The organism is Phyllobacterium sp. 0TCS1.6A (genome assembly GCF_026420825.1).
Classification (GTDB): Bacteria; Pseudomonadota; Alphaproteobacteria; order Rhizobiales; family Rhizobiaceae; genus Phyllobacterium.
In genome coordinates, this window is sequence record NZ_JAPMAB010000006.1 from 1 (window position 1) to 26,711 (window position 26,711).

Consider the following 26,711-nt stretch of genomic DNA (forward strand, 5'->3'; position numbering starts at 1 on the left):
TTTGATTGCAGAAAAGCAGGGAGCCCAGGTTGGAAACCTCGCAGAATTATCCCCCTGCCAAACACCCAATTCCCTCACCATGAGAGGCTTAGCGTCGGTCGCGTGCTCAGATCGGCTTGCCGACGGTCATCGCCGTCCTGAATTCTTCGTCACTGTCGAGGAAGGCATCTTCCGGCACGGCGCCCACGGCGTCGAAAAAGCGGCTGACGAAGCTGCGGAACGAGGCGCAGAGGGCAATGTCGCAGATCTGCGTGTCGGAAAAACCCGCATCGCGCAACCGGCCTATGTCGTCGATGGTGATTCTCGACGCGTCGCGCGTGATCTTTTCCGCATAGTCGAGCATTGCCACGTCCCGCTCCGACAGGCCCGCATTGCGGTGATCGCGCTGCACGGCGAGGACGGCTGCCCTCGAACCGAGTTCATCGATAAGCTGCCTGCCATAGACATGCGAACAATAGGTGGAGGGAATGTCCCGGGCGGCGATGAAGGTGATGATGCGCCAGTCGCGCTGGCTGAGCGAAAAATTCCCCCGCGCCTGCATGACGAAATCCATATAGGCGGGGAGGAGATCGGGCCGCGCGGTGAAGCAGCGGATGGCTTCCATGACCATGCCCGATTGGACGCGCTGGGCCGAATAGATCTCGGCCACTCTTCCTTTCGCCTCGTCCTCGGCGATCGTTTGCAGAAACATCGTCATTTCCTCCCACCGCGTGCATTCTAGCAGAGAATCGCCCGATCGGTATCTAGCCGAATGTTGTAGAGGCGGTTGCAGCCGGGCTGAACGGCGAGCTCGCACTCATGCGGCAAGCCGCGAGAAGGCGAGGGCGAACGCGGCGAGCGCCACCATGTTGGCGAGGGTCCGGACATGGTTCCAGGGCAGCCATTGCGCCAGATAGCGGCTCCACATCGCCGCGCCCTCGCTGCTGGCGGGAGCGACGGCGGCAAGCGCGTCATTGAGCGGCACGTTGAAGATGATCGTCACCGCGATCGTGCCGATGAGATAGGCGAGGCTGCCGAGGATCATCCAGGCCGAGCCGGGCATGTCCCAGCGCAGGAAGCCGGCAATGCCGAGGACGAGGCAGACGATTGCCGTGCCGAAGAACGCCAGGCCGAAAGTGGCGTTCAGGATGGTCACATTGATGGAATTCATCGCCGCGATGCCCTGTTCGGGCGGCAGGCGCGAAAATGCCGTCATGATGAAGCTGGAAAAGGCGAAGAACAGCCCGGCCATGATCCCGCTGCCGAGGATCGCCACAAGATTGAGCACCGCAAGCAAGCCATTCATCGCTCAGCCCCCCCAGACGCCCTGCGCCGCACCGTCGCGGGCAAATTGCACGAAATCACGCGGCTCGCGGCCGAGCGCCCGTTGCACGCCATCGCCGAGATATTCGTTGCGCCCGTCGAGCACGACCGTGAACAGCTCGTTGATCAGCTGCACCAGGTCCTCCGGCGTCTGCTCGTGCCGCAAGCCCGCCATGAAATCCTGCGGCGTAATCGTATGATAATCAATGCTGCGGCCGGTGGCGCTGGCGATTTCCGCCGTCGCCTCGCCAAAGGTCAGCAGGCGCGGCCCCGTCACCTCGTATATCTGCCCGATATGTTGCGGATCGGTCAGCGCCGCCGTCACGACATCGGCAATGTCGTCCGCATCGATGAACGGCTCGCGCACCGCCCCTGCCGGCAAGGCCAGGGCGCCGGACAGGATGGGGCCCGCCATCAGGCTTTCGCTGAAATTCTGCATGAACCAGCTCGCGCGGACGATGGTCCAATCCGCCCCGGAAGCCTGCAGGATTGCTTCGGCGTGTTGCGCCTCCGGTTCGCCGCGCCCGGAAAGCAGGACCAGCCGCTTGACGCCCATCTCCAGCGCGAGCCTCGTCAGGCGCTGGATGGCCGCGCCCGAACCCGGCACCGCCAGGTCGGGATAATAGGTGATATAGGCGGCAGAGACGCCATCGAGCGCGGATTGCCAGCCCGCAGGATTGTTCCAGTCGAATGCCGGCGCCGCATTGCGCGAGCCGATCCTCACCGGAATGCCAAGCGCCGCCAGCCGGCTCGCGACGCGCTTGCCGGTCTTTCCCGTGCCGCCGATCACCAGCACCGGCTTGCCCAAATCTCTATCTGTCATGACGTCCTCCAAAATGTGAGTGTTTATCATATTTACAAATGTGATAAATCCTCATATTATGGGTGTCAAGTGAAAATGTGAGGAATACTCATGAACGAGCATGCCAATCCCGAAGCCGCCGTCCGGCGCGAACCCACGCAGCAGCGCAGCCGCGACAGGGTGGAGAGGATTCTTCTCTGCGCGACGCGGCTGATAGAGCAGGGCGGCAGCGACGCCATGCGCATGAGCGACGTCGCCGGGCAGGCGGGCATTTCGATCGGCTCGCTCTATCAATATTTCCCCGACAAGGCCGCGATCATCCGCACGCTCGCCGAGCGCTACAATCAGGCCGGGCAGGCCTGTATTGCCGAGGCCCTGCAGGGCGCGGATGACGAGCCGGCGCTGCTGCGCGCCTTTGGCGAACTGATCGACACCTATTACGCCATGTTCCTGGCCGAGCCGGTCATGCGCGATATCTGGTCCGGCACCCAGGCGGACAAGGCCCTGCGCAATATCGACATCGCCGACAGCCGCGTCACCGGCGGCTTGTTGGCCGATGCGCGCGCGCGCGTTTCGCCGGGCGCGGACAGGCAGGCGCTCGAACAGTCGAGCTTCCTGCTGATGCAGCTTGGCGAGGCGACGATGCGGCTGGCGATATCGGTGGAGCGCGAGGAAGGCGACCGGCTGGTCGGCTGTTTCAAGCATATGGCGCTGCGAGAGCTGGCATCGGCGGCTCGGAAGGGCTTGCCTGACTGAGCGGTTTGCTCTAGCCAGTAGTCAGAAAATCCAGCCCAGGAATGACAGGCAGCATGACTCTCGTTGATATCCGTACACCCGAACCCAAACGCTTCATTTCCGGTGCGACCGGCGATTGGGAAGTTGTAATCGGCATGGAAGTACACGCGCAGGTAACGTCGAACTCCAAACTGTTCTCAGGAGCATCGACGACATTCGGCGCCGGACCCAACGAGAATGTGTCGCTGGTGGATGCGGCCATGCCCGGCATGCTGCCGGTCATCAATGAATGGTGCGTGCGCCAGGCCATCCGGACCGGGCTCGGCCTGAAGGCGCAGATCAACCTGAAATCGGTGTTCGACCGCAAGAACTATTTCTACCCGGATCTGCCGCAGGGCTACCAGATATCGCAGTTCAAGCAGCCGATCGTCGGCGAGGGCACGATGATCATATCCGTCGGGCCGGACAAGCAGGGCCAGTTCGAGGATATCGAGATCGGCATCGAGCGGCTGCATCTGGAACAGGATGCCGGCAAGTCGCTGCACGACCAGAACCCGACCATGTCCTATGTCGATCTCAATCGTTCCGGCGTCGCGCTGATGGAGATCGTGTCCAAGCCGGACATGCGCTCCTCGGACGAGGCGAAGGCCTATTTGACCAAGCTGCGCACCATCGTGCGCTATCTCGGCACCTGCGACGGCAATATGGACGAAGGCTCGATGCGCGCCGACGTCAACGTCTCGGTGCGCAAGCCGGGCGGCGCGTTCGGCACGCGATGCGAGATCAAGAATGTGAATTCCATCCGCTTCGTCGGCCAGGCCATCGAATATGAGGCCCGCCGCCAGATCGGCATCCTCGAAGATGGCGGCGAGATCGACCAGGAGACGCGGCTTTTCGATCCCGTCAAGGGCGAGACGCGCTCCATGCGCTCCAAGGAAGAGGCGCATGATTATCGCTATTTCCCCGATCCCGACCTGCTGCCGCTGGAATTCACGCAGGAATATGTCGACGAGATCCGGTCCGACCTGCCGGAATTGCCCGACGACAAGCGCGCGCGGCTGGTGTCCGATCTCGGTCTCTCGGTCTATGACGCTTCCATTCTCGTCACCGAAAAGGCGATCGCCGATTATTACGAGGCGGTGGCCAGGGGACGCGACGGCAAGGCATCGGCGAACTGGGTGATCAACGACCTGCTCGGCGCCCTCAACAAGGCCGGCAAGGGCATCGACGAGTCGCCGGTTTCGCCCGACCAGCTCGGCGCCATCATCGACCTGATCAAGGAAGGCACGATTTCCGGCAAGATCGCCAAGGACCTTTTCGAGATCGTCTGGAATGAAGGCGGCGACCCGCGCCAGGTGGTCGAGAGCCGCGGCATGAAACAGGTCACCGATACCGGCGCCATCGAAAAGGCTGTCGACGACGTCATCGCCGCCAATCCGGACAAGGTGGAGCAGGCGAGGGCAAAGCCGACCATGGCGGGCTGGTTCGTCGGCCAGGTGATGAAGGCGACCGGCGGCAAGGCCAATCCGCAGGCGGTGAGCGACCTCGTCAAGGCGAAGCTGGGGATCACGGAATAGATGTGGATCCGCAGCGTCACCAGGGAAGACCTGCAGGCGGTCCATGAATTGCTGGTGGCGACGTGGCACGCCACCTATGACGAAGTCTACGGCGCGCAGAAGGTCGATGGGATCACCGGCCGCTGGCACTCCGTCGAGGCGCTGAAGCGCAATCTCGCCAAGCCCTATTCCGAATTCGTCGTCGCCGATGATGGCGCGGATATTCTCGGCGTGGCCTATGCCAGCCAGAAGGATCACAAGCTGTCGCTCCTGCACCAGCTCTACGTGCATCCCGAGCATCAGGGCAAGGGCGTCGGTTCGCTGTTGCTGGCGGAAATGGAAAGCGCCTTTCCCGGCGTCTATACGCTTCAGCTCGAAGTCATCGAAGCCAACGAGAAGGCCTGCCGCTTCTACGAAAGCCGCGGCTTTGCGAGGACCGGCGCGGTCATCGAGAACTGGGGCGAGCCGGATTCGCAAATATCGGTGCTGGTGCTTGAAAAGCCGCTCATCGGCTATGAACTCGCGCCATGAGCAGCGATGATTTCCACATCCGCGAGGCGCGGCCCGAGGATCTGGCGGCGCTGATCGGCCTGTTTGCCGCCGATGCGCTCGGCGGCCATGGCGACACGCTGGACGAGGCCGCGCGCCCGCATTACGAGCGCGCATTCGCCGCGATAATGGCGAGCCCGGGCGATCTGCTGCTGGTGGTCGAACATGCGGGCGAGGTGGTTGCCACGGCACAGCTGACATTCATCCATTCGCTGCCCGGCAGGGGGGCGCTCAAGATGGCGATCGAGGCGGTGCAGACCCGCGCCGACATGCGCAGCAAGGGTATCGGCGCGCGCCTGGTCAATCATTGCCTGGCGCTCGGCCGCGAGCGCGGCGCGGTGCATGCACAACTTACGTCCAACGCGAAACGGGTCGATGCTCACAAGTTCTACGAGCGGCTCGGCTTCGAGAAATCCCATGCCGGTTTCAAGATGAAGCTGGCGCCAGCGTCAACTTGACCCTTGCCATAGTGCGGCGATGCGGCCATAAACCGGACAACGACATGATTTCGTTGCAAGCAGGATTGCCATGAAAACCTTCTTTACTCAGTTTTTCACCTGGTGGAATGGGCAGACGCTCGGCACCCGCTTCTTTACCTGGCGCAAGGGCACCAAGGTCGGCGAAGACCAGTTCGGCAATGTCTATTTCGAAGGAACCTTCGATTCCGAAGGGCGCAAGCGCCGCTGGGTCATCTATAATGGCTATGCGGAAGCATCGGCCATCCCCGCCGGCTGGCATGGCTGGATGCACCATCGCGTCGACACGCCGCCCTCTGCCGAGGATTACAAGCAGATGGAATGGGAAAAGCGCCACCAGCCGAATCTGACCGGCACGCCCGCCGCCTATCGCCCCAAGGGCTCGATAGCGCGCGGCGACAACCGACCGGCCGTCACGGGCGACTACGATGCCTGGACGCCGGGTTCCTGATCGGTTCTTCTTCTGCCATAATTGAACCCTATCGACAGGCAGGCCGCGATTCCACGCACGCTCGAGAAACCGGAAGCGAAATGAAACGTCCGAATATGTGTTCACTGCGAAGCAGCCTCGTCGCACTCCTCGCCGCTGGTATGGTCGCAACGCATGCGGGCGCCGGACTGGCCGCCGACGAGAAGATCAAGAACCCGATCGCGGTATTCTCCGGGCTGGACAAGATCACCGGCCGCATCACGACTTTCGACGTCTATATCGATGAAACGGTGCAATTCGGCGCGCTGCAACTGACGCCGCGCGTATGCTACACGCGCCCGGACACGGAAGCGCCGAAGACCGACACCTTCGTCGAGGTCGACGAGATCACGCTCGACCGCAAGATACGCAAGATATTCTCCGGCTGGATGTTCGCCGACAGCCCCGGGCTGAATGCGGTCGAACATCCGGTCTATGATGTCTGGCTCAAGACCTGCAAGCAGAAGTCGGACGTTCCCGCGCCTGACAATAGCTGACCGGGGCGGGCACGAATGCCCGCACCTGACGACAGATGCCCGGCGGGCACGAATGCCCGCGCCTGACATTAGAGGGAGGCGGGCACGAATGCCCGCGGCGCTCATCGGCTCAGGCTTGCGGCCTTGAGCAATTGATCAGCCAGGGCGTGCCATATCGGTCGGTGAACATCGCAAAGCGCAATGCCCAGGCCGTCTCGCCCAGCTCCATCATGATGCTTTCGGCACCATCGGACAATTCCGCATAGATGCGCTCCGCTTCCGCCGGCGTGTCGACATTCAGCGCCACGGTCATGCCCTGCGCCTTCTGGAAGTAGGGTGCGGGCGCATCGGACGCCATGATGACGTTGCCGCCGACCGTGATCTGCGAATGCATGACGTGCTTGGCCGTTTCCGGCGTGATCTGGTACATGTCGGGCATTTCGTCATAGCGCATGATGTGATCGATCTTGCCGCCGAGTACCTTGACGTAGAAATTGATCGCTTCTTCGCATTGTCCGGAAAAGTTCAGGTATGGATTGATTTGCATCGATGTTCTCCTTTGCATCTTCCCTAGGACGAAACAGCGAGCATAATGCCGACAGGGCGGTGAGAAAAATTATTCCATAGGGCCCCGGCTAGAAATTGGCCGGCTGGGCGAGGGCGGTCTCCAGCATCTTCTGGTATTGACGGCGCGGCACCTCGACGGCGCCGAACCTTTCGAGATGGTCGGTGGTGAACTGCGTATCGAGCAGGGTGAAGTCCTTTTCGATCAGCCTGCCGACGAGATGGACGAGGCAGACCTTGGAGGCATCGCGCTCGCGCGAGAACATGCTCTCGCCGAAGAAGGCCGAGCCGAGGGCGATGCCATAGAGCCCGCCCACCAGCCTGCCGTCGCGCCATGCTTCCACGGTGTGGCAATAGCCGAGTTCGAACAATTGGCCATAGGCCTCGCGGATGGGCTGGTTGATCCAGGTGCGGGCGCGGTCGCCATTGCCGCTGGCGCAGCCGTCGATGACGCCCTGGAAATCCGTATCGTAGCGGATATCGAACAGGCCGCGCCTGACGGTCTTGCGCAGGCTGTGCGAGACATGAAAGGCCTCAAGCGGGATGATGCCGCGCTTTTCGGGCCGGACCCAGAATATTTCCGGGTTGTCGGCCTCCTCGGCCATGGGAAAGACCCCGGTTGCATAGGCGCGCAGCAGCAGCGCGGGGTCGATATGGATATTGCCGTCCGGGTCGCTACCCGTCATGCCTATTCTTCTGCGTTGTCGGGCGCGTCGCCGGCCAGGTATTTTTCGAGCCAGTGAATGTCGTAATCCCCGTTGGCGATGTCCGGATTGTTGATCAGGTCCTGGAACAACGGCAAGGTGGTCTTGATCCCGTCAACCACGAACTCGTCCAGCGCGCGGCGCAGGCGCATCATGCACTCGACGCGGTTGCGACCGTGGACGATCAGCTTGCCGATGAGGCTGTCGTAGTAGGGCGGGATCTTGTAGCCGCTATAGACGCCGCTATCGACACGAATGCCGAGGCCGCCGGGCGTATGATAATGGGTGATGAGACCCGGCGAAGGCGTGAAATTGCGCGGGTCTTCCGCATTGATGCGGCATTCGATGGCATGGCCGGAGAAACGGATATCCTCCTGCCGCACCGAGAGCCCGCCGCCGGAAGCGACGCGGATCTGCTCATGCACCAGATCGATGCCGGTGATGGCCTCCGTCACCGGATGCTCCACCTGCAGGCGCGTATTCATCTCGATGAAGTAGAATTCGCCATTCTCGTAGAGGAATTCGATCGTTCCGGCGCCGCGATAGCCCATGTCGGCCATCGCATTGGCGCAGATCATGCCGATCCGCTCGCGGGCATCGGAATTGAGCGCCGGGGAATTGGCTTCCTCCCAGACCTTCTGGTGGCGGCGCTGCAGCGAGCAGTCGCGCTCGCCGAGATGGACCGCATTGCCGAAACCGTCGCCCATGATCTGGACCTCGATGTGCCGCGGCTTCTGCAGGTATTTCTCGATATAGACGGCGTCGTCGCCAAAGGCCGCGCCGGCTTCCGTGCGCGCCGTGGAGAGCGCGACCGACAGTTCTTCCTCGTTCATCGCCACCTTCATGCCGCGGCCGCCGCCGCCGGCCGAGGCCTTGATGATGACCGGATAGCCGATCTCGGCGCAGATGCGGGCGGCTTCCTTGTCGTCCGTCACGCCGCCATCGGAGCCGGGTACGACCGGGATGCCGAGCCGTTTCGCGGTGCGCTTCGCCTCGATCTTGTCGCCCATCACCCTGATATGGGCAGCGGTGGGGCCGATGAAGGTGATGTTGTGTGCTTCCAGAATCTCCGCGAACTTGGCGTTTTCCGACAGGAAGCCATAGCCCGGATGAATGGCGTCGGCGCCCGTTATCTCGCATGCGGCGACGATCTGGTGAATGTTCAGGTAGCTCTCCCGCGAGGGAGGCGGCCCGATGCAGACACTCTCGTCCGCGAGGCGCACATGCATTGCATCGGCATCGGCCGTGGAATGGACGGCGACGGTCTGGATGCCGAGCTCCTTGCAGGCGCGCAGCACGCGCAATGCAATTTCGCCGCGATTGGCTATGAGAATCTTCTGAAACATCACGTTCTCGATCTGCCTATTCGATCACCACCAGGGACTCGCCATATTCCACGGGCTGGCCGTCGGTGACGAGAATGGAAGTAACCGTGCCGGCGCGCGGCGAAGGTATCTGGTTCATGGTCTTCATCGCTTCGACGATGAGAAGCGTCTGGCCTTCCTTGACCTGGGTGCCGACCTCGATGAAGGCACGGGCGCCGGGAGCCGGGGCGAGATAGACGGTGCCCACCATGGGCGAGGGCACGGCATTCTTCGATATGTCCACCGCGGGCGCTGCCGGGGCGGCCGGCGCGGCGGCTGCGGCGGGAGCGGGCGCCTGTGCCTGCGCATAATATGGCTGGCTGGCGGCAGCCTGGACGGTGACTTGCCGAGATACGCGAATGCGAAGGTCGCCCTGTTCGATCTCGATGTCGGTAAGATCCGTATCGTTCAGGATTTCCGCGAGGTCGCGGATCATGACCTTGTCGATCCCGTTGGTTTTGGTTGCCATGCTTTTTCAAGCCCCTTGTTACTTTGGCAGCGGCGTCATTGCGCCTGTGCCGACTTTACCAGTGCGCGCAAGCCCATCGCGTAGCCTTCGATACCGAAGCCACATATCACCCCTTTGGCCAAAGAGGAAACATAGGAATGGTGCCGGAATGGCTCGCGCGCGTGAATGTTGGAGATGTGAACCTCGACGACGGTGACCGCAGCGGCCCGCAAGGCGTCGTGAAGCGCGATCGATGTATGGGTATAGGCGGCCGGGTTGATCAGGACGAGCGCCTTGCGCCCGCCGGCTTCCTGCACCCATTCCACGAGGTCGCCCTCGTGATTGGACTGGCGAAACTCGATATCCACGCCCAGCACCTCCGCCTCGGCACGGCAGAGCGCCTCGATGTCTTCCAGCGTATCGCCGCCATAGATACCGGGCTCACGCTTGCCGAGCATGTTGAGGTTGGGTCCATTGAGGATAAAGACGAGCTGTTTCATGATGTCCTGTAGGAATGCTGGTCCCATATAGACGCCTTATCGGCAAGCGAAAAGCCTGCAAATATGGCATATCGCTTGTCCACAACGCGTTTTGGCACGTAGCAACAATTATTTGTTGCGAATATGGCTGATTTTCTCCGCCAGGACGTCCGCGCCCATGGCTCCCGGAACCACCTCGCTGCCGATGATGTAGGAGGGCGTGCCGGTGATGTTGAGGCTGCTGGCCAGCTCGAAATTGGTGCGGAAGGCGCCGGCGATTTCCGGCTTCTGCATGATCTCGCGCAATTGCTTTTCGTCGGCGCCGAGCTTCACCGCAACGGCCATCGCCGTCTCCTCGGTGGCGCGGCCCTCGCTGCCAAGCAGGGCGCGGTGGAATTCGAGGTATTTGTCGGGCATTGCCGTCTTGAACGCCTTGGCGACGAGGTGCGCCCGGGTCGAATCCGGACCGAGGATCGGGAATTCCTTCATGACGAAGCGCAGCTTCGGATCGCTCTTCAGCAGGGCGTCCATGTCGGGCAGGGCGCGCTTGCAATAGCCGCAATTGTAATCGAAGAACTCGACGATGGTAACGTCGCCCTGCGGATTGCCGAAGACGGCATCCATCGGCGACTGGAATATCTGGTCCTTGTTCTTGTCGATGATTTCGGTCGAAGCGGCGAGCTGCGCGGCTTCCTGCTTCTCGGTCAGCGCCGTCTGCACCTCGATCATCACTTCCGGATTGTTGATGAGGTAGTTGCGGACGATGCCTTCGATCTCGCTCTTGTCGATGGCCGGCGCCGCCGCCTGCGCCTGTGCGGCCGCCTGTACCGGCGCTGACACCGCTGTCGTGCGGCCGGCCTGGTAACCGGCTCCGAGAGCGGCGATGCCGATAATGCCGGCCGCGGCTCCGATCAGGGCGGTCTTGCTCATGGAACTTTCCTTTTTCGCTCAGGAACGAGTGAGACTCGTTTCATTTCCGCTTGGTATTGATGATGTCTTGCGCCTGTATCCACTCGGGCGAGCCCTTTGGCAAGCCACGTTGCGCGCGCGTGGCGAAGATTTGTGCCTCCTGGATCTTGCCCGAATAATATTTCTCCTCGGCGCTTGCCAGATCCGAATGCGCCATCTCGCCGAGCTGGCCATAGGCCTGCGCCAGATAGCCGTAGCCCGTCGAATATTCACGCTCGCGCGCGATGCTCGCCTTGAGTTCGGCAATGGCGGTCTTGAGGTTGTCCTTCGAACCCGTCAGCATCAGCGTACGGCCGTAATTCATGCGGATGAGGGCGGATTTGCGCGGATCGAGGCTGCCGGCCTTCTGGAATGCCTTCGCCGCATCCGCAACCTTGTTCATCTTCATCAGGATTTCGCCGCGGATCTCGTAGAAATACGGGTTCTTTGGGTCTTCCTTGATCAAGGCGCCGATCTTGGCGAGCGCCGATTGCGACGAGCCGTTGAGATAGGTGGCGATGGCGTCGCCATAGCGTGCGCCGATGTTGCGCGGGTCCTTGCGGAACGACTGGATGACGCTCGCGCCGCCGCCCGTATAGGCGGCGATCTTGCCGCGCATGAGATCGTGCCGCCGCTGCAGGGCCGGGCTGTCGGTCTTGTCGAAATAGGGGCTGGCGCGGGCCAGGTTCTCGAGGTTCGCGATACGCTCGCGCGGCATCGGATGGCTTATCCGGTAGGGGTCGACCCGCGTCCCGGTCAGCGCCAGCGCGTTGGAGAAGCGCTCGAACGTCGTCAGCATGCCCTTCGCCGACTGGCCCGTGCTGGCAAGATAGGTGATCGCCGAGCGATCCGCCGCCATTTCCTCGGTGCGCTGATAGTTCAGCAGATTGCGCATCGCAGCTTCCGGGCCGCCGACGGCGAGGCCGGAACCAGCCTGCGCCAGGCCTCCCTGCTTGCTCGCCGCGCCGGCAACGACCGCACCGATGCCGAGGAGACCGGCGACGATCGCCATCGTCCGCGCCGCCGCCAATTGTTCGCGCAGCTTGAATTGATGGCCGCCGGCAAGGTGCCCGGTCTCATGGGCAAGCACGCCGATGATCTCGTTGGGCGTCTCGGCCTGCAGCAGGGCGCCGGTATTGATGAAGATGCGCCGGCCGTCGACGAAGGCATTGAAGCTGTTGCTGTTGACGAGGACGACCTTGATCGCCCGCCGGCTCAATCCCGCCGCCTTGATGACCGGCGCCGCATAGTCGCTGACGAGCGCCTCGATTTCCGCATCGCGCACGATGGGCACGCTGCGCGACTGCGCCATGGCGGTGTTGACCGGCAGCAGGCCAACGGAAGCGGCGGCCAGTGTGACGATTGCGGCGCGTGCAAACGCTGCCAGGGATCGCGACGTTGCGGCTTTCAGAGGAGTGACCATCGCCTATACCTAACCAAATCGAACCACGAATGAAAGGGAGCAGCAATGACACTCCCTAATTCGTGAAAATCGTATGAATCGGGCAAATTCGCGTTAGGATTCCGGGCGTCCGATAAAGAAAAAACCGGCATCGCTGCCGGTTTCTTCAGGAATCAGCGGTCTGGAAGCTCTCAGAAGAAGCCCTTCTTCTGCCACCAGCCGCGCTTCGGCGCCGGTGCGCCCTCGGCGGCCTTGCTCGTCGATGTCACGACAGGCTTTGCCGGCTCGGCCGGTTCCGCCGGTGTCTCAACTGTCGGAGTCTCGGCTTCCGGCGTTTCTGGCGCCGGGGCGGCGGTTTCCGTCACCTCGGCGGGAGCGCTGGTCGCTTTGGCTTCGCTCGCCTCAGCGGCTGCCTTTTTGGTCGATTTGCGCGGAGCACGCTTTGGCTTCGCCGGTGCTTCCTCCGCCGCGGGAGCTACGCTCTCCTCGGTCACGCTGTCCGCAACCACGGCATCGGCAGCGACGGTATCGGCGGGTTCTGCCGCAGCCTTTGCCCGCGACTTGCGCTTGGCCGGCGCCTTGCGCGCCTTAGGTGCCTCGACCTCAGCTTCGGCCTCGACCAGAGGCGCAGCTGCCTGCGGCCCGGCCTCCTGCGGCCCGGCCTCCTGTGTCTCGGCTTCCTGCGGCGCGACAGGTGCCTCGGCGATCACATCGGTGACGCCGGCCTGTTTCGCCTTGGCGAAATCGGGCAGGGGAATGGTCACGAAGACCGGTTCCGCATCGGGCACTGCCTTTGCCGCGCTCTCGTCGTCGAAGCGCTTGTTCTTGCGGCCGCCGCGCCGACCACGCCGGCGCTTCTTGCGATATTCTTCCTCGCGGGCCGCTGCCGCAGCGGCGTCCTCGCCCGGAGCCTCGCCTTCGCCCTCGGCAATGTCTTCACGCACGGCAGGCTGGCGCTGTTCGGCACCGGCATTCTCCTGCCGGTCGCGGCCGCCGCGCCGCCGCCGCTTGCGCTTGCGCTTGCGGTTGTCGTCGCCATCGATGGTCTTCGGCGCTTCCGCCGAAACGTCGTCGGCCTCGTCGTCGATCTCTTCGACGATCGGATCATTATCGTCGTAATCATCGGAAATGCCGACGGGGAGCGTATCCTGCAGCGGCACGATGGGACCAAGCGCCACCGATCCCTTGTCGATGGCGAAATGCTGTGCGCCGACGCTGTCATCGGCCTCGATGCTGATCGTCAGGCCGAAGCGGGCCTCCAGATCGGCGAGGTTCTGGCGCTTGTGGTTCAGGACGTAAAGCGCCGTCGGCACGGTCGTGCGCACGATGATGTTGTTCTGCGAATGGCGCAGCAGATATTCCTCGATCGACCGCATCACATGCAGCGCGATGGACGAGGCGGAACGGACATGGCCGGTGCCGCCGCAGACGGAGCAGACCTGCGTCGTGCTTTCGAGCACGCTGGCCCGGATGCGCTGGCGCGACATTTCCAGCAGGCCGAAATGCGAGATGCGGCCGACCTGGATGCGGGCGCGATCGTCCTTCAGGCATTCCTTCATCCGCTTCTCGACGGCACGGTTGTTCCTGTTCTCCTCCATGTCGATGAAGTCGATGACGATCAGCCCGGCGAGATCGCGCAGGCGCAGCTGGCGGGCGATTTCCTCCGCCGCTTCGAGATTGGTCTGCAGCGCCGTGTCCTCGATCGAATGTTCGCGGGTCGAGCGGCCGGAATTGACGTCGATGGCAACCAGCGCTTCGGTCTGGTTGATGATGATGTAGCCGCCGGACTTGAGCGTCACCTGCGGTTGCAGCATGCGGTCGAGCTGCGCCTCGATGCCGTTGCGGGCGAAGATCGGCGTCATGTCGCGATAGGGCTGCACCACCTTCGCATGGCTCGGCATGAGCATGCGCATGAAATCCTTGGCCTCGCGATATCCGTTCTCGCCGGCAACCTGGATCTCGGTGATATCCTTGTTGTAGAGGTCGCGGATGGAGCGCTTGATGAGGCTGCCTTCCTCGTAGACGAGGGTCGGCGCGGTCGATGAGAGCGTCAGATTGCGGACGTTCTCCCAAAGGCGCATCAGATATTCATAGTCGCGCTTGACCTCCGGCTTGGTCCGGTTGGCGCCGGCGGTACGCAGGATCACCCCCATGCCTTTCGGCACTTCGAGATCCTTGACGATGTCCTTCAGCCGCTTGCGGTCCTGGACATTGGTGATCTTGCGGGAAATGCCGCCGCCGCGCGCCGTATTGGGCATGAGCACCGAATACCGTCCGGCAAGCGAAAGATAGGTGGTGAGAGCCGCGCCCTTGTTGCCGCGCTCTTCCTTGACCACCTGTACCAGCAATATCTGCCGGCGCTTGATCACGTCCTGGATATTGTAGTGGCGGCGCTGGAAACGCTGATGCGTCGGAACTTCCTCCATCGCATCTTCCGCCCCGACCGATTCGACCTCGTCGAGTTCGTCCTGCGCGTCGTCGTCCTTGTCGTTGGAACGGCTCTTTCTTGCGCGGGAAGGCTTGCGGGCAGGGGCCTTGGCGTCGTCCTCGTCCGTCTCGTCGTCCTGGTCGAGCGAGACTGCCTCGGAAACCACATCGGCATCGATGGCCGCCGCCATGGACTGGCTGCCGCCATTGTCGTCGCCGGACGGATTGTCGTTGTCAGTGTTTTCGCTGCCAATATTTTCGCCGGCAGCATCGGCGCCGGTCGCGGCTTCCTCGCCTTCGACATTGGCTGCGCCTTCCTCGTCGGAGGCTTCGAGCTTCGTCGATTCGTCGCCCTGGCGCGATCCACGCCGTCCGCGGCGCCGGTTGCGCTTGTCGCGGTCGCCGCTGCGCTCGCGCGTTCTCGGCTCGCCGTCCTCGTGGTCCTCTTCCTGGCTGGCCGCTGCGGCTTCCGCCTCGATCAGCGCCTGCCGGTCAGCAACCGGGATCTGGTAGTAATCGGGGTGAATTTCGCTGAACGCCAGAAAGCCATGGCGATTGCCGCCATATTCTACGAAGGCCGCCTGGAGCGACGGCTCGACGCGCGTGACCCGCGCCAGGTAGATATTGCCTTTGATTTGTTTCTTGTGTTCAGATTCGAAATCAAACTCTTCAATTCGATTGCCGCGAACCACGACAACCCGTGTTTCCTCCTGGTGGGAGGCGTCGATTAGCATTTTGTCCGACATTATGATTCTTCTCCCCGGCTGAAATGCGCTCCATGCGGAACAGCCAGGGACCCCGCTGGGGGCCTGGCGCCGCATCTTCACATTTGCCGGATACATTAAAGTTCGCAGAAACAGACAGATACGGCGTCGCGCGAAGCTGCCTTTGGGCAGCCGCGGCTTGCAGGCCGGTAAAAATCCTATCTGTTAAAAACATTCCTGTTCCTGACGAAACGACCTCATCAATGGCACGCTTTCCAGCTGTGCCGACACTGTTAACACCCCAGAGGGGCTGGCTTGATGCGCCTTGTCTGCGCCATCCGCCGTTCGCAAAAAGCGCTATCGACAATCCCTGTCCACCAGCGCCAAATTCTTTTCGGTTACACCGTCGAGGCTGTTCGCCATCGCCGCTCCCATTCGGGCCTTATAGTCGCTCGGTCCTTAGCCGTGACATCAAAGCGCCCGATTCCAAGGGGCAGAGGGTAATCCAACTCTGCTTTTAGGAGGTGTGTCGCCTTCTGACAAGACCTTCTTGATATTCACGTCGATCCTTGGGCCATATGGGTGTTGCGCAAGACAATGTTAACTATGCTTCCTTACCTATTGGTAGTGGATGGCGGATCGTCTTTGCCGTGCAAGCGCGCCGATGATCTGGTACACAGGGATACGCTGAGGGGAAACTGGTCCGCTAGGGCCGCACCGGCAAAGTGATGGACGCAATCTACCGCATTATCTTCGCTCTCTGTCTGGGCATCGTCGCTTCCGTGCATACCGCCACGCCGGCGCTTGCCGAAAAGGGCCTTGCCGCGCTGACCTACCAGGCGGCCGGCGACGAGCTGCGCACGCGCGTCGTCATCAATTTCGACCGGGAGCCGGATGTCTCGACGATGCTGCTGCAGAATCCGCACCGGCTGGTGGTGGACATGCAGAAGGCCGTTTTCGCCTTCTCCAGGGAATCGGTCGAGCCGCGCGGCCTCATCACCGACCTGCGCTATGGCCTGATCGACGAGACGCGGGCCCGGCTCATCTTCAGCATGAAGGGCCCGTTCGCGGTCGAGCGGCTGGAGGTGGTGAAGAACGAAACCAGCCCCGGCTACCGGATGGTTGCCGATATCGTCGCATCGTCCGACCGGAAATTCGCCGAGGACCTCAAGAACCAGAACGCCACGACCGCCTCGACCGAAGCGACGCCGAAGGGCGATCGTGTCGCCGCGCCTGCGCCCAAGGATGTCAGCGCGGCGCCGAAACCGTTCACCATCGTCGTCGATCCGGGACATGGCGGCATCGATAGCGGGGCGGAAAGCCCGAGCGGCGTGCGCGAGAAGGATGTGACGCTGCTCTTCGCCCAGCAATTGCAGGCCGAGCTTGCCAGGATTCCGGGCGCCCGGGTCGAGATGACCCGCAGCGATGACAGTTTCCTGCGGCTGAGCGAGCGCGTGCGCATCGCCCGGCAATATGAGGCCGACCTGTTCATCTCGCTCCATGCCGATACGATCCGCCGCGGCGATATCCGGGGCGCCACCGTCTATACGGTGTCCGACCGGGCGTCCGATGCGGAATCGCGCGCCAAGGCGGATCGCGAGAACCGCGCCGATGCCGTCGCCGGAATCAGCTTCGATACGGAAGCGCCGGAGATTGCCGATATCCTCATGGATCTCACGCGGCGCGAGACGCACACTTTTTCGCTCAGCTTCGCCAAGTCGGTGGTCGATTCGCTGAAGAAGGATGTCAACATGATCAACAACCCGCATCGCTTCGCGGGTTTCCAGGTGCTGAGGGCGCCCGACGTTCCCTCGGTCCTCGTCGAGATCGGCTATCTGTCGAATGCCGAGGACGAGAAGCTGATGACCGATCCGAACTGGCGTGGCCACGTGGCGACGCGCCTTGCTGCCGCCGTGCAGGACTATATCGGGCTGAAGACCGCGCGCCGCTCCAATTGAGCCCGGAGACGCGCCAGGGAATGAGTAACGAAACGATCTTGGCATGTTGCGTTGCCCAAAGCCCACAATGGATGGTTAAAATTGTGTGTGACGGAGGGTTGTCCTTGCCTTTGTCACATTTGTCGCTCAATTGCGTCAGCGATAAAGACTCTACGGCTTTAGGCGCAGATAAAGAGAAGTACTTGCAGGAGTTTAATTGATCCTGCGACGCAATCTGCATAGTTTGTCGAAGCATGCTGCGATAGTATGATGCCAATTGTTGGAATGGATTCCGGATACACATGATACGCTTGATCGGTTATTTTTTCGGGATCGGCACGGTTATGGCGCTTCTGGCGGCTGCTGGCGTTGCGCTCTATGTCGTCAATATTTCCAAGGACTTGCCGGATTACGAAGTCCTGTCGAAATATGAGCCTCCGGTGATGACGCGCGTACACTCCGCCGATGGCCAGCTGATGTCGGAGTTCGCCCGCGAACGCCGGCTCTATCTGCCGATCCAGGCGGTTCCGGACCGGGTCAAGGCAGCCTTCATCTCGGCGGAAGACAAGAATTTCTACCAGCATCCGGGCGTGGATATCAGCGGTCTGGCGCGTGCCGTGGTGACCAATCTGCAGAACTGGGGTTCGCGCCGGCCGGTGGGCGCATCGACCATCACGCAGCAGGTGGCCAAGAACTTCCTCCTGACCAACGACCAGACCATCGGCCGCAAGGTCAAGGAAGCCATCCTGTCATTCCGGATCGAGCAGGCCTATTCCAAGGACCGCATCCTCGAACTCTATCTCAACGAAATCTTCTTCGGCCTGAATTCCTACGGTATCGCCGGCGCCGCGCTGACCTATTACAACAAGTCGGTCAATGAATTGACCATCGCGCAGGCCGCCTATCTCGCCGCGCTGCCCAAGGGCCCGTCCAACTATCATCCGTTCCGCCAGGCCGATCGTGCCGTCGAGCGCCGCAACTGGGTGATCGACCGCATGGCCGAGAATGGCTATGTGACGGCGGAGGAGGCGACGGAGGCAAAGGCCGAGCCGCTCGGCGTAACCCCGCGCCACACGGGCAATTATCTGTTCGCATCCGAATATTTCACCGAGGAAGTGCGCCGCCAGCTGATCCAGCGCTATGGCGAGAACGCGCTCTACGAGGGTGGTCTCTCGGTGCGCACGACGCTCGATCCGAAATTGCAGGTTCAGGCCCGCGCCGCCCTGCAGCACGGCCTGTTCAAATATGACGAGGCGCGCGGCTATCGCGGCGCCTACAAGACGATCTCGACCGCGGGCGACTGGGGCGTGCCGCTTTCGGAAATCAAGGCGTTCTCGGATGTTCCGGACTGGGAGCTTGCCGTCATCCTCGAAGTTTCGCCGCAGCAGGCCGTTATCGGGCTGCAGCCGGACAGGGATGCCTCGGGCAAGATCGTATCGGAGCGCAAGCAGGGCACGATCAGCGCCGAGGATATCAAATGGGCTTTCCGCGTCATCACCGATGACAAGCGGGTCAATGCCAAATCGCTCGAATCGGTCTTCAATGTCGGCGATGTCGTCTTCGTCCAGAAGAAGGAAGGATCGGAGACGCAGTTCGACCTGCACCAGATCCCCAAGATCGAGGGCGGCGCCGTGGCGATGGACCCGCATACGGGGCGCGTGCTCGCCATGGTGGGCGGCTTCTCCTTTGCCGAATCGGAGTTCAACCGCGCCACGCAGGCCATGCGTCAGCCCGGTTCTTCGTTCAAGCCTTTCGTCTATTCGGCGGCGCTCGACAATGGCTATACGCCGGCCTCGGTCGTGCTCGACGGTCCGATCTCGGTCGACCAGGGCGGCAGTCTCGGCGTCTGGGCGCCGAAGAATTACGGCGGCAAGTTCGCCGGCCCCTCGACGCTGCGCTACGGCATCGAGCAATCGCGCAACCTGATGACCGTCCGCCTGGCGCAGGACATGGGCATGAAACTCGTCGCCGAATATGCCGAACGCTTCGGCATCTACGACAAGATGCTGCCGGTGCTCGCCATGTCGCTCGGCTCGGGCGAAACCACGGTCCTGCGCATGGTGACCGGCTATTCGATCATCGCCAATGGCGGCCGCAAGATCACGCCTTCGATGATCGACCGTATCCAGGATCGCTATGGGCGTACGATCTTCAAGCATGACGAGCGCAAATGCGCCGCCTGCTCGGCCGATTCCTGGACGGGACAGGACGAGCCGGAACTGGTCGACGAGCGCGATCAGGTGCTTGATCCGATGACGGCCTACCAGATCACCTCGATGATGGAGGGCGTCGTCGAGCGCGGCACGGCGACCATCCTGAAGAGCCTCGACCGTCCGATCGCCGGCAAGACCGGCACCACCAATGAAGAGAAGGACGCCTGGTTCATCGGCTTCACGCCCGATCTCGTTTTCGGCGTCTATCTCGGCTATGACACGCCCATTCCCATGGGCAAGGGCTTTACCGGCAGCGGGCTTGCCGCGCCGGTATTCAAGAGCTTCATGGAAGCCGCGCTGAAGGATCAGCGTTCGGTCGATTTCCGCGTTCCGGAAGGCATGACGATCATTCCGATCAACCGCAAGACCGGAATGCGCGCCGCCGAGGGCCAGCCCAACGTCATCATGGAAGCATTCAAGCCCGGCACCGGTCCGGCCGACAGCTATTCGGTCATCGGCATGGACAGCTTCTCGGAAGGCGCGCCGGTCGAGGTGCAATCGCCGAATGTGAACAGGGCCATCCAGGGCGGCGGCGGCGGTCTTTTCTGATCGCTCCGCCGGTTTGCGGATCAGGCAAAATCCCGGGACCTGCGCACTTTACATCCGCCGGACCAGACAATATGGTCCCGCGAAATTTGAATATCTTCAGGAATGGATACCCGAATGCGAGCCGAAATCGAGACGCTGGTCGACGAGATCAAGCAGGCCATAAGCCTGCTGAGGAGGCATCTTTGACTGGGATACGTCAATCAAGCGCCTCGGCTATCTGAACCAGCTCGCAGAAGATCCCGCACTCTGGAACGATGCCCAGGAAGCCCAGAAGCTGATGCGCGAGCGCCAGCAGCTGGAAGACAGCATCAATTCCATCCGGCAGCTGACGCAATCGCTGGAGGACAATGTCGAACTCATCGCCATGGGCGAGGAGGAGAACGACAAATCCATCATCGCCGAGGCGGAAGCCGCGATCCGCGAGATCAAGAACGATGTCGACCGGCGCCAGATCGATACGCTGCTATCCGGCGAAGCCGATGCCAACGACACCTATCTCGAAATCCATTCGGGCGCCGGCGGTACGGAAAGCCAGGATTGGGCCAACATGCTGCTGCGCATGTATACACGCTGGGCCGAACGCAAGGGCATGAAGGTCGAGCTTCTCGAAATCCATGACGGCGAAGAAGCGGGCATCAAGTCGGCGACGATCCTGGTGAAGGGCCACAACGCCTATGGCCTGCTGAAGACCGAATCCGGCGTCCACCGCCTGGTGCGGATTTCGCCCTATGATTCCAATGCGCGCCGGCATACCTCGTTTTCGAGCGTCTGGGTCTATCCGGTGGTCGACGACAATATCGACATCGAGGTCAGCGAATCCGATGTGCGCATCGATACCTATCGCGCATCGGGTGCAGGCGGGCAGCACGTCAACACCACCGACTCGGCCGTCCGCATCACCCATATCGCCACCGGCATCGTCGTGCAGTGCCAGGCGGAACGTTCGCAGCACAAGAACCGCGCCACCGCATGGTCGATGCTGCGCGCGCGCCTGTACGAGGCGGAGCTGGAGAAGCGCGAGCAGGCCGCCGACGCGGTTTCGGCATCGAAGACCGACATCGGCTGGGGCCACCAGATCAGGTCCTATGTCCTGCAGCCCTACCAGCTGGTCAAGGATCTGCGCACCGGCGTCGAGAGCACCAGCCCGCAGGACGTGCTGGACGGCGACGTCGACATGTTCATGGAAGCAGCGCTGGCGCACCGCATCCACGGCGCCGACGTGCAGGTCGAGGATATCGCCTGACGGCAGTCAGAGTTCGGCGACGAGGGTCCGGCCCGCTCTCAGATAGGGCGCGGGATTGACCGGACTGCCATGTTTGCGCACCTCGTAATGCAGGTGCGGCCCCGTCGAGCGCCCGGTGCTGCCGACCTTGCCGATGATGTCGCCGGGCGCCACCTCCGTACCGGGTTCGACGAGGATGGCGCTGAGATGGCCGTAGCGGGTCGCGAGGCCATTGCCATGGTCGATTTCCACCATATTGCCATAGCCGCCGCTATATTCGGCCGCTATCACGCGTCCCTTCGCGGCGGCGCGCACCTTGCTGCCGGTCCGCGCGGCAAAGTCCATGCCGGAATGAAAGGCGTAGATGCCAAGCAGGGGATCGCGCCGCTTGCCGAAACTGCTTGAAACATAGCTTTCCGCGACGGGATCGGCCAATGGCAGGCCTTGCAACAGCGACTGCGCCGCATTGAGCTGGGCGGTGGCCTGTTCCAGTTCGGCAAGCCGCGCATCGGCATCGGAGATCGGGCTGGCCGGAAGGAACGGCCCGCCAAGGCCGGACGCAGCGGGCAAGGCGGCAATGCCGGAGGAGGCGAGGGCCTGCTTGATGCGATCCATGCGCCGATAGGCCTTGGTCGACAGCGCGAGGATATGCCGGTTCTGCGTCGTCTCGGCAGCATGCAGCGAATCTTCGACGGCATCCAGCAATTCGGCCTTGTTGGTGCTGCCGCGGCCAATGCGCGGCGATCTCGATGGTTGGCGCGGCCCGGTCGGCCCGGTGATGATCGGGTCGATGCCGTAGAAGCCTTCATCGTCCGAATTGACGAGGCTGTCGGTTGCCGGGACGAGCGGGCGCGCCCCGCCGTTCTCCAGCGTGCTTTCTCCTATCGTCTCAAGTACGGGCGCGAGCCGCTTGCTGCGGTTTGCCAGGGTCTTCTGGCGTTCCAGCAGCTCGGCCATCTTCGCCTCGATCTGCTTCTGCTCCTGCTTTTGGCGGCTGGTCGCCTGGTCCAGCTGGGTGCGCAGGGAAGCGATGCGTTGCTCATAGGCCTGGCGCAGCCGCGCCTGGCTGGCGACGCTGCCATGGATGAGGTCGTCGCGGAACATGAGATAGGCGGTGGCGCTGAAATAGCTGAGGGCAAGCGTCGCAAGCACGCCGCCCATGGCCAGCGCAGCCCATGGCCGTATGGTGAAATGGCGCACGCTCTCTCCGCGGGCGATGATGATCGTATGCGGTTGATCATTACGGCCGAACAGGGTGTTTTTGCTGGGCTTTCTGGTCACGGCGTGCTCACCGGCTCGTGGGATTCGACTATCGTCCATTAGACTTTATTAGGGTTAATAAAGTCTGATCCACGCGCCGGTGATCGCCGCCGTCAGGCGGCAAGGCCGCGGGTCGCCTCCAATACTTCCGCGGCATGGTTCGGGACCTTCACCTTCTGCCAGACGCGGGCGATCCTGCCGTCCGGCCCGATCAGGAACGTGGTGCGTTCGACGCCCATATATTTGCGGCCATACATGCTCTTCTCCACCCACAGCCCATAGGCACCGATCACCGCCTTGTCCTCGTCCGCCACGAGGTCGATGGTCAGTTCATGCTTGGTCTTGAACTTGTCGTGCTTCTTCACCGGGTCCGGCGACATGCCGATCACCCGCGCGCCGAGCTTCTCGAATTGCGGCTTCAGCTGCGAGAATTCGATCGCCTCCTGGGTGCAGCCGCTCGTATCGTCCTTCGGATAGAAATAGAGGATGACAGGGTGTCCGCGCAGGTCCGAAAGGGTAAGTGTCTCGCCGCCGTCCCTCGGAAGGGTGAAATTCGGTGCCTCGCTGCCAACGTCCGGAATCGTCATAGGAATGCCTTTCTTTCATTATTGTATCCGCGCCACACATACGCAACTATAGAGAGGCACGGGAATCGTCTACGGTTTCCCAATTGATTCCTCAATTGGCTCGGGAATTTGACAAAGAAACCGGAAAAGATCCGCTTCACAAAGCGCGATTTCACTGAACTCCACCATTATCCGTCTGCCACCGAGCAAGCCGGGACTCCCGTCGATACTCCCAGGCACCGTCCGCGTCTGCGGCGGCTCACCGGCGCATGCCTGTCTTCGGCACTGCTCATCCTTCTCCTGTGCGGCGCGGCCTTTGTCTTTCTCAGCGTCGGTATCGGCGGAAAGATGCTGACGCAGCGGGCGGAAGATGCCCTCAAATCCGTCGCCGGTGCGGATGCGAACGCCACTATCCAGTCCGCCCAGATATCGCTCGACCAGCGCCATCATATCGCGCTCGAGGCGAGGGGCGTGAATATCGACGATGCGAAGCGCGGCCTCAAGGTGCAGGACGTCCGGGCCGTGCGCATCGGTCTTGCGACGCTGCCGCTGCTGCGCGGCGACGTGCGGGTCGAACGGCTGGAGATCGAGGGCGCGACGATTGCCGTCTCATCGCAGGGCCCGTTCGATTTCATGACGCTCGTGCCCGTCGACGATCGCGGGCTGGTCGATCTCGACGGTTCGTCGCGGGCGATCTTCGACAGTCTTGCCAGCGCCGTTTCCCTGCTCGACCAGCGCGAAACAAGCGACATCTCGATCAGCGACACCGCCTTCAATTTCACGGTCAACGGCGCCCCGGAGACGCTGAAGATCGTCAGGCTCGACCTGCAGGAGACCGGCGGGCCGGTCTCGATCAAGGGCAGCGTCGAATGGAAGGGCCGGCAGATCGAGCTGGCGGCCAGCGTCAGGCGCGCGACCGCCGGCGGAACCATCGAGGCGTTCTCGGTTTTCATCGGCAAGATCCCGCTGAAGGGCGAGGTCGGCACGGCTCCGGTCGCCGATCGCGACGGCTTCAAGCCCGACGCATCCTATCTGGCATTCGACAATACGGCGGACCTGCAACTGGACGGCATGGCGGCCACCGGCAGCGAACCGCAGCGCATATGGGGTTCGGTCGCGCTGGCCGAAGGGCCGATCGCGCTCGGCAATGTCGATGACATCAGGGTCGGCACCAATGTGATCTTCGAGCACGTGAACGGGTCCAACCGGATCGCCATCAAGCCCTCCCGGCTGCATTTCGGCGCCTTTGACGGCGTCGTCGAGGGCAGCCTCGTTCCTGAAGCGCAAGGTGCGCCCGGCTATCGTTTCGAGCTTGCCACCAGGCGCGCCACCTCCGCCCCGGCTGATTCGCCGGAGCCGCCCTTGCCCTTCGATGCCGAGGTTTCCGGCCGCTACGATGTCGGCACGAAGACGCTGGACGTCGCCAATATCGCGGTGCGGCCGGACGACAAGAGCGCGCTGCTCGGCCGGGCCGGCGCCGTTTTCGGGGATGGTTCGCCCGAGCTATCGCTTTCGCTGCAGATACCGGAAATGCCGGTGGCGCAGGTCAAGCAGCTCTGGCCCGTCTGGGTGGCGACCGGCGCGCGCCGATGGGTCATCGACCGCATGTTCGAGGGCCGCGCCCGCCAGAGCCGCATCGAGGTGCTGTTTGCCGCCGGCCATTTCGATGGCCCGGGCCGGCCGCCGCCCTTGACCGCCGATGAAGTCCAGGTGGATTTCACAGTGGAGAATTCGCGTTTCCACACGGTCGGCGACCTGCCGCCGATCAGCGAGGCCAACGGCACGATCAGCGTCCGGGGCGCCCACACCACGATCAAGCTGCAGAAGGGCGTCGCGATCACCCCCGGCAAGCGCCGGGCGCGCGTCGTCGGCGGCACGCTGGTCATTCCCTGGGGCCCGCAGCGGCCGGTGCTGTCGGAGCTCGACCTCGATCTCGAAGGCGATGCGTCGGCGGTGGCCGAAATCATCGGCTACAAGCCGATCAACGGGCTGAAGAGCCTGCCTTTCGGCGCGGCGGACATCAAGGGCAATGTGAAGACCAATGTCCTCGTGACCTTTCCCGTTTCGCGCAATGCGCCGGACGGCAGCGTCAAATGGTCGGCGGAGATGGAGCTTTCCAATGTTTCCATCGCCAGGAAGATCGACGGCCAGCTCATCACGGATGCCGATGGCTCCGTCTCCGTTACGCAATCCGCGGCGAAGGTCGAGGCGGATGCGAAGCTGAACGGTATTCCGGCCAGCGTCAGCCTCCTGGAGCCGCTTGGCGACAATGACGGCAAGCGCGAGCAGAAAGTGACGCTCAAGCTCGACGACAAGACGCGCAACGAACTGTTTCCGGCGCTCGATCCGCTGCTTTCCGGCCCGATTTCCGTCGATATCGAGCGCAATGGCGATGGCGGCCGCGTCGCCACGGCCGATCTGACCAAGGCGGAAATCAAGATCGCCCAGATCGGCTGGACCAAGGGCGCCGGCGTGAAGGCACTGGCCAAGTTCTCGCTGGTGCAGAACGACGACAATGTCCGGATCGACAATCTCGACATCAACGGCGAGACGTTCCGCCTGCAGGGCGATATCAAGGTCGTCGACGGCGAGATGAGCTCGGCCGATTTCAACACCGTCCGTCTCAATCGCGGCGACAAGATCGCGGTCAAGGTGGCGCGCACGCCATATGGCTACCGGGTGGATGTGAAGGGCGATTCGTTCGACGCCCGCCCGCTGCTCAACCAGATCACCGATGCGAGGCGGCGCGGCGAGGGCGATGGCGGCAAGCAGCGCATCCTGGTCAATGCCGATATCGGCAGCGTGACCGGCTTCTATTCGGAGGATTTCAGCAACGTCTCGCTATCCTATGAGGGCGTCGGCTCGAATGTTTCCGGCCTCGCCTTCAACGCCACCAGCAAATCCGGCAACAAGATCGCCGCGGTCGACAGTTCCGAAAGCGGCGCGCGGTCGATCAGCCTGCAATCGAAGGATGCCGGCGCGGTGCTGCGCTTCTTCGGCTATTATGACAAGATGCAGGGTGGCAACATCAGCGTCGCGCTCGATTCCAAGGGCGATGGGCCGCTGCGCGGCCAGATCGACGCCCGCAACTTCACCCTCGTCAACGAGCCGCGCCTGGCCAAGCTCGTTTCGTCGTCGCCGAACGGCACCAGCCTGAACGATGCGGTGAAGCGCAATATCGACGTGTCGACCGTCACGTTCGAGCGCGGCTTCTCGCAGATCGAAAAAGGCAGCAATTACATCAACCTCGCCAATGGCGTCATTCGCGGCTCCACGATCGGAACGACGTTCCAGGGCGTGCTCAGCGATCCGAACGGCAACATGTCGCTGACCGGCACCTTCATGCCCGCCTACGGGCTGAACCGCCTGTTCGGCGACCTGCCCGTATTGGGGCTGTTCCTCGGCAATGGCCGCGACCGCGGCCTGATCGGCATCACCTACAAGCTGGTCGGGCCGATCAAGCAGCCGCAGATCATCGTCAACCCGATCTCCGCCATCGCCCCAGGCATCTTCCGCTCGATATTCGAGTTCCAGTAGGGGCTGGCACGACGGCCTCCCC

Annotated in this window: 23 protein-coding genes; 10 read left to right on the forward strand and 13 right to left on the reverse strand. The window is 62.4% G+C overall.

Annotation, left to right across the window (positions count from 1 at the left end; genetic code table 11):
* Positions 1 to 106: 106 nt before the first annotated feature.
* The 3 genes from OSJ75_RS13715 to OSJ75_RS13725 form a co-directional block, all read right to left on the reverse strand.
* Positions 107 to 691 (reverse strand): carboxymuconolactone decarboxylase family protein, encoded by a 585-nt coding sequence (locus tag OSJ75_RS13715; RefSeq protein ID WP_267228472.1) that lies wholly within the window; start codon positions 689 to 691, stop codon positions 107 to 109.
* 105 nt (positions 692 to 796) lie between these two features.
* Positions 797 to 1,285 (reverse strand): DUF1772 domain-containing protein, encoded by a 489-nt coding sequence (locus OSJ75_RS13720; protein ID WP_250017977.1) that lies wholly within the window; start codon positions 1,283 to 1,285, stop codon positions 797 to 799.
* 3 nt (positions 1,286 to 1,288) lie between these two features.
* Positions 1,289 to 2,125 (reverse strand): NAD(P)H-binding protein, encoded by an 837-nt coding sequence (locus OSJ75_RS13725; RefSeq protein WP_267228473.1) that lies wholly within the window; start codon positions 2,123 to 2,125, stop codon positions 1,289 to 1,291.
* A gap of 90 nt (positions 2,126 to 2,215) precedes the next feature.
* Between OSJ75_RS13725 and OSJ75_RS13730 the strand changes: the two genes are divergently transcribed.
* The 6 genes from OSJ75_RS13730 to OSJ75_RS13755 all read left to right on the forward strand — a co-directional run bounded on the left by OSJ75_RS13730 (position 2,216) and on the right by OSJ75_RS13755 (position 6,386).
* A complete protein-coding gene (locus OSJ75_RS13730) occupies positions 2,216 to 2,860 on the forward strand; it encodes a TetR/AcrR family transcriptional regulator (RefSeq protein ID WP_267228474.1) in 645 nt (214 codons plus the stop codon).
* Positions 2,861 to 2,913: 53 nt separating this feature from the next.
* Entirely contained in the window at positions 2,914 to 4,416 is a 1,503-nt protein-coding gene (gene gatB, locus OSJ75_RS13735) for an Asp-tRNA(Asn)/Glu-tRNA(Gln) amidotransferase subunit GatB (RefSeq protein ID WP_267228475.1), read from the forward strand.
* Complete coding sequence (locus OSJ75_RS13740; protein ID WP_267228476.1) at positions 4,417 to 4,926, forward strand: GNAT family N-acetyltransferase; 510 nt, start codon at positions 4,417 to 4,419, stop codon at positions 4,924 to 4,926.
* Complete coding sequence (locus tag OSJ75_RS13745) at positions 4,923 to 5,402, forward strand: GNAT family N-acetyltransferase (RefSeq protein ID WP_267228477.1); 480 nt, start codon at positions 4,923 to 4,925, stop codon at positions 5,400 to 5,402. Before OSJ75_RS13740 ends, OSJ75_RS13745 begins: the two co-directional genes overlap by 4 nt.
* Before the next feature lie 70 nt (positions 5,403 to 5,472).
* Positions 5,473 to 5,871 carry an NADH:ubiquinone oxidoreductase subunit NDUFA12 gene (locus OSJ75_RS13750; protein WP_267228478.1) on the forward strand — a complete coding sequence of 133 codons (399 nt, stop codon included), beginning with the start codon at positions 5,473 to 5,475 and terminating at the stop codon, positions 5,869 to 5,871.
* 80 nt (positions 5,872 to 5,951) lie between these two features.
* Complete coding sequence (locus OSJ75_RS13755; protein ID WP_371929622.1) at positions 5,952 to 6,386, forward strand: DUF2155 domain-containing protein; 435 nt, start codon at positions 5,952 to 5,954, stop codon at positions 6,384 to 6,386.
* A gap of 109 nt (positions 6,387 to 6,495) precedes the next feature.
* Here OSJ75_RS13755 and OSJ75_RS13760 read toward each other — a convergent pair whose 3' ends face one another.
* The 8 genes from OSJ75_RS13760 to OSJ75_RS13795 all read right to left on the reverse strand — a co-directional run bounded on the left by OSJ75_RS13760 (position 6,496) and on the right by OSJ75_RS13795 (position 15,447).
* Positions 6,496 to 6,912 (reverse strand): VOC family protein, encoded by a 417-nt coding sequence (locus tag OSJ75_RS13760; RefSeq protein WP_250017957.1) that lies wholly within the window; start codon positions 6,910 to 6,912, stop codon positions 6,496 to 6,498.
* A gap of 88 nt (positions 6,913 to 7,000) precedes the next feature.
* Complete coding sequence (aat, locus tag OSJ75_RS13765) at positions 7,001 to 7,615, reverse strand: leucyl/phenylalanyl-tRNA--protein transferase (protein ID WP_371929621.1); 615 nt, start codon at positions 7,613 to 7,615, stop codon at positions 7,001 to 7,003.
* A gap of 2 nt (positions 7,616 to 7,617) precedes the next feature.
* The gene (gene accC, locus OSJ75_RS13770; protein ID WP_267228479.1) at positions 7,618 to 8,979 is read right to left on the reverse strand and encodes an acetyl-CoA carboxylase biotin carboxylase subunit; all 1,362 of its coding nucleotides are present in this window, start codon (positions 8,977 to 8,979) and stop codon (positions 7,618 to 7,620) included.
* A 16-nt stretch (positions 8,980 to 8,995) separates the two neighbouring features.
* Positions 8,996 to 9,466 carry an acetyl-CoA carboxylase biotin carboxyl carrier protein gene (gene accB, locus OSJ75_RS13775; protein ID WP_250017952.1) on the reverse strand — a complete coding sequence of 157 codons (471 nt, stop codon included), beginning with the start codon at positions 9,464 to 9,466 and terminating at the stop codon, positions 8,996 to 8,998.
* Between the two features lie 35 nt (positions 9,467 to 9,501).
* Positions 9,502 to 9,945: a type II 3-dehydroquinate dehydratase gene (aroQ, locus tag OSJ75_RS13780; RefSeq protein ID WP_267228608.1), complete on the reverse strand. Its 444-nt coding sequence runs from the start codon at positions 9,943 to 9,945 to the stop codon at positions 9,502 to 9,504.
* Positions 9,946 to 10,053: 108 nt separating this feature from the next.
* Complete coding sequence (locus OSJ75_RS13785; RefSeq protein WP_267228480.1) at positions 10,054 to 10,854, reverse strand: DsbA family protein; 801 nt, start codon at positions 10,852 to 10,854, stop codon at positions 10,054 to 10,056.
* Positions 10,855 to 10,894: 40 nt separating this feature from the next.
* Positions 10,895 to 12,295: a M48 family metalloprotease gene (locus tag OSJ75_RS13790; protein ID WP_416362565.1), complete on the reverse strand. Its 1,401-nt coding sequence runs from the start codon at positions 12,293 to 12,295 to the stop codon at positions 10,895 to 10,897.
* Positions 12,296 to 12,465: 170 nt separating this feature from the next.
* A complete protein-coding gene (locus OSJ75_RS13795; protein ID WP_267228481.1) occupies positions 12,466 to 15,447 on the reverse strand; it encodes a ribonuclease E/G in 2,982 nt (993 codons plus the stop codon).
* 686 nt (positions 15,448 to 16,133) lie between these two features.
* Between OSJ75_RS13795 and OSJ75_RS13800 the strand changes: the two genes are divergently transcribed.
* The 3 genes from OSJ75_RS13800 to prfB all read left to right on the forward strand — a co-directional run bounded on the left by OSJ75_RS13800 (position 16,134) and on the right by prfB (position 21,347).
* On the forward strand, positions 16,134 to 17,363 hold the full coding sequence (locus OSJ75_RS13800) for an N-acetylmuramoyl-L-alanine amidase (protein WP_267228482.1): 1,230 nt from the start codon (positions 16,134 to 16,136) through the stop codon (positions 17,361 to 17,363).
* A 281-nt stretch (positions 17,364 to 17,644) separates the two neighbouring features.
* A complete protein-coding gene (locus OSJ75_RS13805) occupies positions 17,645 to 20,104 on the forward strand; it encodes a penicillin-binding protein 1A (protein ID WP_250017943.1) in 2,460 nt (819 codons plus the stop codon).
* Between the two features lie 114 nt (positions 20,105 to 20,218).
* Positions 20,219 to 21,347, forward strand: a protein-coding gene (gene prfB / locus OSJ75_RS13810) for a peptide chain release factor 2 (RefSeq protein WP_250017941.1) whose coding sequence is annotated in 2 segments (ribosomal slippage) — positions 20,219 to 20,287 and positions 20,289 to 21,347 — 1,128 coding nt in all. Because the reading frame shifts where the segments join, the coding sequence is not laid out codon by codon here.
* Positions 21,348 to 21,353: 6 nt separating this feature from the next.
* Here the strand turns inward: prfB and OSJ75_RS13815 are convergent.
* Positions 21,354 to 22,607 (reverse strand): M23 family metallopeptidase, encoded by a 1,254-nt coding sequence (locus OSJ75_RS13815; RefSeq protein WP_267228483.1) that lies wholly within the window; start codon positions 22,605 to 22,607, stop codon positions 21,354 to 21,356.
* A gap of 92 nt (positions 22,608 to 22,699) precedes the next feature.
* Positions 22,700 to 23,173, reverse strand: coding sequence for a peroxiredoxin (locus tag OSJ75_RS13820; protein ID WP_267228484.1), 474 nt, complete (start codon positions 23,171 to 23,173; stop codon positions 22,700 to 22,702).
* Positions 23,174 to 23,281: 108 nt separating this feature from the next.
* On the opposite strand from OSJ75_RS13820, the gene OSJ75_RS13825 reads away from it, so the two are divergent.
* Positions 23,282 to 26,689 (forward strand): DUF3971 domain-containing protein, encoded by a 3,408-nt coding sequence (locus OSJ75_RS13825; RefSeq protein WP_267228485.1) that lies wholly within the window; start codon positions 23,282 to 23,284, stop codon positions 26,687 to 26,689.
* Positions 26,690 to 26,711 lie beyond the last annotated feature (22 nt).

Coding starts and splice junctions, on each gene's coding strand:
- OSJ75_RS13795 (WP_267228481.1), bottom strand. CDS start 15,447: ATGTCGGACAAAATGCTAATCGACGCCTCCCACCAGGAGGAAACACGG.
- OSJ75_RS13820 (WP_267228484.1), bottom strand. CDS start 23,173: ATGACGATTCCGGACGTTGGCAGCGAGGCACCGAATTTCACCCTTCCG.
- accB (WP_250017952.1), bottom strand. CDS start 9,466: ATGGCAACCAAAACCAACGGGATCGACAAGGTCATGATCCGCGACCTC.
- OSJ75_RS13785 (WP_267228480.1), bottom strand. CDS start 10,854: ATGAGCAAGACCGCCCTGATCGGAGCCGCGGCCGGCATTATCGGCATC.
- OSJ75_RS13720 (WP_250017977.1), bottom strand. CDS start 1,285: ATGAATGGCTTGCTTGCGGTGCTCAATCTTGTGGCGATCCTCGGCAGC.
- accC (WP_267228479.1), bottom strand. CDS start 8,979: ATGTTTCAGAAGATTCTCATAGCCAATCGCGGCGAAATTGCATTGCGC.
- OSJ75_RS13745 (WP_267228477.1), top strand. CDS start 4,923: ATGAGCAGCGATGATTTCCACATCCGCGAGGCGCGGCCCGAGGATCTG.
- OSJ75_RS13750 (WP_267228478.1), top strand. CDS start 5,473: ATGAAAACCTTCTTTACTCAGTTTTTCACCTGGTGGAATGGGCAGACG.
- OSJ75_RS13740 (WP_267228476.1), top strand. CDS start 4,417: ATGTGGATCCGCAGCGTCACCAGGGAAGACCTGCAGGCGGTCCATGAA.
- OSJ75_RS13800 (WP_267228482.1), top strand. CDS start 16,134: ATGGACGCAATCTACCGCATTATCTTCGCTCTCTGTCTGGGCATCGTC.
- OSJ75_RS13725 (WP_267228473.1), bottom strand. CDS start 2,125: ATGACAGATAGAGATTTGGGCAAGCCGGTGCTGGTGATCGGCGGCACG.
- OSJ75_RS13805 (WP_250017943.1), top strand. CDS start 17,645: ATGATACGCTTGATCGGTTATTTTTTCGGGATCGGCACGGTTATGGCG.
- aroQ (WP_267228608.1), bottom strand. CDS start 9,945: ATGAAACAGCTCGTCTTTATCCTCAATGGACCCAACCTCAACATGCTC.
- OSJ75_RS13730 (WP_267228474.1), top strand. CDS start 2,216: ATGAACGAGCATGCCAATCCCGAAGCCGCCGTCCGGCGCGAACCCACG.
- OSJ75_RS13760 (WP_250017957.1), bottom strand. CDS start 6,912: ATGCAAATCAATCCATACCTGAACTTTTCCGGACAATGCGAAGAAGCG.
- OSJ75_RS13755 (WP_371929622.1), top strand. CDS start 5,952: ATGAAACGTCCGAATATGTGTTCACTGCGAAGCAGCCTCGTCGCACTC.
- OSJ75_RS13715 (WP_267228472.1), bottom strand. CDS start 691: ATGTTTCTGCAAACGATCGCCGAGGACGAGGCGAAAGGAAGAGTGGCC.
- aat (WP_371929621.1), bottom strand. CDS start 7,615: ATGACGGGTAGCGACCCGGACGGCAATATCCATATCGACCCCGCGCTG.
- OSJ75_RS13790 (WP_416362565.1), bottom strand. CDS start 12,295: ATGGTCACTCCTCTGAAAGCCGCAACGTCGCGATCCCTGGCAGCGTTT.
- gatB (WP_267228475.1), top strand. CDS start 2,914: ATGACTCTCGTTGATATCCGTACACCCGAACCCAAACGCTTCATTTCC.